This is a genomic window from Solibacillus palustris (genome assembly GCF_022549215.1).
In the GTDB taxonomy this organism is placed as follows: Bacteria; Bacillota; Bacilli; order Bacillales_A; family Planococcaceae; genus Solibacillus; species Solibacillus daqui.
This window is the reverse complement of the sequence record NZ_JAKZFC010000017.1, coordinates 1-4098: the sequence shown is the minus strand read 5'-3', so window position 1 is coordinate 4098 and position 4098 is coordinate 1. Positions and strand designations below refer to the sequence as shown.

The window sequence follows — 4098 nt, the reverse complement described above, 5'->3', positions numbered from 1 at the left end:
CAACTCAATGATCTTCAAGTAAAGCCCCCGTTAGTTGAATAAGAACAGAGACGCTTATGCAACAATCCCGCTAAGAATAAACGGCAAGACGACTTCAAAAAGTCCAATCCAAAAATATAGTTTATTATTGAGTGTGTGGTGTTTTCTTGGATTGGAACAGACTAATCACTGATAAACAAAGTGCACCGATCAGTGCTTTAAAGCAGATAACGAAATGGAACCTACATCAATTGAGATCCTCAAATGAGGCTTATGATTAGCAAGAGACTATATTTTTTCATTTGATTTGCCCCTTTCACCATAATAGTTTGTACCAACAACACCGATGATAATGATAATAGATCCTACAATGTGGTATAATTGAAATTCCTCTTTTAAAAAAATGACCCCTGCTAAAATGGTAATGAGCGTAGCAAAATTACTGAAAACACTCATTTTCGATGCATCTATTTTTGATAAAGCATAATTTGAAAGATAGGCCGTTCCTAAAGACGATAGGATCCCTAAATATAAAATGGCAAGAACAAAATCCCAGTGACCAAAAGGTTGCATAAACTGATGGACTGTTCCATTCATTACATGGTTTGTCAGTGCCAGTCCATTAAAAGCTATAAACCCAAACAATGTCATGATATATGTGATAGCGAATAACGAATAGCGTTGTGTTAACTTTCTAGCAAATACGTTGTATAGTGAGGCGGTAAGTGCTGAAAGTAAAATTAAACCAGTCCCGATGAGACTTGTATTTGTACCCCTTGCCCCGTTCATGTACATAATATACATCACACCGAGTACTGATAAACCAATCGCTATTTTTTGACTACGTGTAGATGTTTCCTTTAAGATGATACTTGCAAAAATTAACGTAAAAATTGGTAATGTTGCTTGAATAATACCAGCTTCCGATGAAGATGTATGCACTAACCCAAATACTTGAAAAGCAAAAAAGAGTGTCGGATAAAAGATGGCTAACAAGGCAATCCGCAGTACATCTTTTTTTGTTACTTTGATTGATTCCTTTTTTAACACGAACAACACTGTGGCTGCGATCCATGCAATGGTAAACCGATGAGCCAATGTATCTAACGGTGTTGCAACCGTTAATGTCACTTTTACAAACATAAATGACAATCCGATAATGAGTGCATAGATGGTTGCTGCGATATAGGCATTTCTATTTTCATTCATTTCGATTCCCCCCTTATATTGATCCGGCCGGTACCATTATCGTAAGGGATAATAAAAACCTTTACGATATAAAAAATACACATCTGTACCGATACAGATGTGTAAGGAGGTTTATGATGCTTAAATATGAATCAGTCTATCAATTACTTCTGATGCAAATTCAATCTGGTAAATTTTCGACCGGTGCAAAACTACCATCCATTCGAAATTTAACTGGGCAATATTCTTGTAGTAAAAGCACGGTATTGACTGCTTTAAAGAAATTGGAGGAGCAACATATTATTTATGCTCTACCGAAAAGTGGTTATTATGTTGTGGATAATCACGTCTTCAAAACGCCATTTTCCACTGACATAATTGACTTTGCGAGTGCATCTCCTACTTTGCATGCATTTCCTTATAAAGAATTTCAACACTGCATAAATAAAGCAATTGATACCTATCAAGAAGAATTATTTCGCTACGGAACGCCAAAAGGTTGGCCGCCACTTATTGCAGAAGCTAAAAAACTGTTAGAATCTTACCAAGTATTCACGCATAACGAACAGATTTTCATCACTACAGGTGTTCAACAGGCCCTTTCTTTATTAAGTATTATGCCCTTTCCAAATAATCGTTCCACCATTCTAGTTGAACAACCAAGTTATCATTTATATATGGATCTGCTAAAAACCTTACAGTTACCAGCAATAGGAATTCAACGTACTGCGAATGGCATTGATTTAGGTCGACTAGAGCAAATATTTCATGAAGAAGATATTAAATTTTTTTATACAATGCCACGCTTTCATAATCCTTTAGGAACTTCATACGGTAAAAAAGAAAAAGAGGCTATTTTACAATTAGCAGATCAATATAATGTATACATTTTAGAAGATGATTATTTAGCAGATTTCGAATACAATCCGAAGAACGATCCCCTTTTTGCAGATGATTACCATGATAAAGTCATCTATTTAAAAAGTTTTTCAAAAATTATGTTTCCCGGGTTAAGAGTTGGATTGGCGGTTCTTCCACCTTCAATAATTGACATGTTTCAAAAATACAAAATGACAACGGATATCGACAGCTCTATGATTTCACAAGCCGCATTATATCTCTATTTGAAAAATGGTTTGTTTGAACATAATAAAACGAAAATCAGTAATATCTATCATGAACGCGCGAAAATTCTGCATCAATCAATACAAGATCATATACCTAACTACGAATCATCATCAGAAATTGTAATGCATAGTCATATTTGGTTGCCCAAGCGTGTGAATTTGAAATCATTTGTTTATCATTTGCATGAAGAAGGCATATATCTGGATTCAGTTGAAAGAAATTATTTAGATGACTTTTACCACGAACGGATTTTGAAGTTGAATGTTTCAAATGTTGACGCCCATCGAATTGATGAAGGAATTAGGAAAATTGCAAGTGCATTAAAAAATCCTCAAAACTACTTTTTATAATTTTTCAGGTAGGCAGAACTTCCTTGTTCGAAAGCATAAAGGGGGGAAGGATATTAAACATGACTAAAATCCTTCCCCCCTTTACTATTGTCTAATACATTCATCTTTATTTTTTTCTCTTGACTCCTATAGTGTTCCTTCTTCGAAATCAGATTTACTTTATCATCGACTGATAGATTTTCACATTAAAAAAATCCTTTTATATTCGTATATTATTCTAAATCTGGATTATTCCATTAAATGGCCCGATTGTTGAACAAAAGTTAAACAACGCACTTCAACTAATCTGCTCCGTTAGTTCAACAAGAATCATGAGCCGTCTATACAGCTCATTGATCTTCAAGTAAAGCACCTGTTAATTGAATATGATTATTGAAAAAAGCCGAAAACCCAAACTATAAGATACATTGGAACTGCAACAATTATCATTCCTGCAAGTAAATAGCTAATCGCACAAATAATAAATTTAAAAATATCATATATAGCTCCTGCTAAGTCATCAATAAATCTCAACACTAGAAGCCCCTCCCAGAATATATACTTAATAATCTTACTTCAGCAAAATTTACCACTAGTAAACAGGATATATATAGTCCAATTAACGAAGTTCTTCTTAAACTAAACTGCCCGTTAGTTTAAGTACATTCTTTCACAATGCCTTATCCGTTAAGTAAACTACTTCAGCCCAATAATTGGAGAATGTACTTTATATTATACAAAAAAATTACCCCTAAAATTAGAAAAATAAGTGTAGTAACATATTGTTTTGAGTTCTTCAGATACTTCCACTCAAGGATAGACTGAAAACCTAATAAGGCTGTTAAATAGATCATCCAATACCAGATCATAACATTTGTTTCCTGTACAACAAAAAACGGAAAAGTACATAAAAAGATAACCAAAATAATGACTCTCCCCCATTTGTCCACTTTTTTACCTGAGGATTCAGAAATCTTCTTCTTTTCAACACCAAGTAATTTATTTAATATTTTTTCTAATAAGAAAAGGAAAATTGTAAGAACAATAATTAAAATCAAAAACCTCACAATTAATCCCCCATTCATCTCTATGTATTCTTTATTAAGCCATAATATTTCCAGTTATCTAGTTTTACTAAACTGCTTCATTTCAATAAAGAAAAAAGGGCTGCATATGCAACTCAATGATCTTCAAGTAAAGGCCCCGTTAGTACAATAAGAGGGAAGTAAAATTTATACAGATTTACAACGATAAGACTTCAATTTTTATACAAGATTTTATTTATCAAAGACGATAGTGCAATATCACTTCAAATGCTTCAAAACCTTTGCCATGACTGACTTTTAACAAAAGTGCATAAAACAACGCATAAACAATGTTCATAAGAAAAGCCACGAACGCTGATTTTGATATGCTCCCCATTAGGTAGACAGATTAAAAATAAAATCTGTTTATCAAATTGGGGAGTTTTTTA

At 33.4% G+C, this 4098-nt stretch carries 4 protein-coding genes; 1 reads left to right on the top strand and 3 read right to left on the bottom strand.

Going from position 1 to position 4098, the window contains the following annotated elements; translation table 11 throughout:
- Positions 1-267: 267 nt before the first annotated feature.
- Entirely contained in the window at positions 268-1188 is a 921-nt protein-coding gene (locus LZ480_RS19515) for a DMT family transporter (protein ID WP_099422257.1), read from the bottom strand.
- A 116-nt stretch (positions 1189-1304) separates the two neighbouring features.
- Here LZ480_RS19515 and LZ480_RS19510 point away from each other — a divergent pair, with 116 nt between their 5' ends.
- Positions 1305-2645 carry an aminotransferase-like domain-containing protein gene (locus LZ480_RS19510; protein ID WP_099422258.1) on the top strand — a complete coding sequence of 447 codons (1341 nt, stop codon included), beginning with the start codon at positions 1305-1307 and terminating at the stop codon, positions 2643-2645.
- Between the two features lie 369 nt (positions 2646-3014).
- Here the strand turns inward: LZ480_RS19510 and LZ480_RS19505 are convergent, their stop codons facing one another.
- Positions 3015-3161 (bottom strand): hypothetical protein, encoded by a 147-nt coding sequence (locus tag LZ480_RS19505; RefSeq protein WP_172954389.1) that lies wholly within the window; start codon positions 3159-3161, stop codon positions 3015-3017.
- A gap of 164 nt (positions 3162-3325) precedes the next feature.
- Complete coding sequence (locus LZ480_RS19500) at positions 3326-3691, bottom strand: DUF4181 domain-containing protein (protein ID WP_241371209.1); 366 nt, start codon at positions 3689-3691, stop codon at positions 3326-3328.
- Between the last annotated feature and the right edge of the window lie 407 nt (positions 3692-4098).

Excerpts from the sequence above, each read along its gene's own strand:
- LZ480_RS19515 (WP_099422257.1), bottom strand. The coding sequence starts at position 1,188 with ATGAATGAAAATAGAAATGCCTATATCGCAGCAACCATCTATGCACTC.
- LZ480_RS19510 (WP_099422258.1), top strand. The coding sequence starts at position 1,305 with ATGCTTAAATATGAATCAGTCTATCAATTACTTCTGATGCAAATTCAA.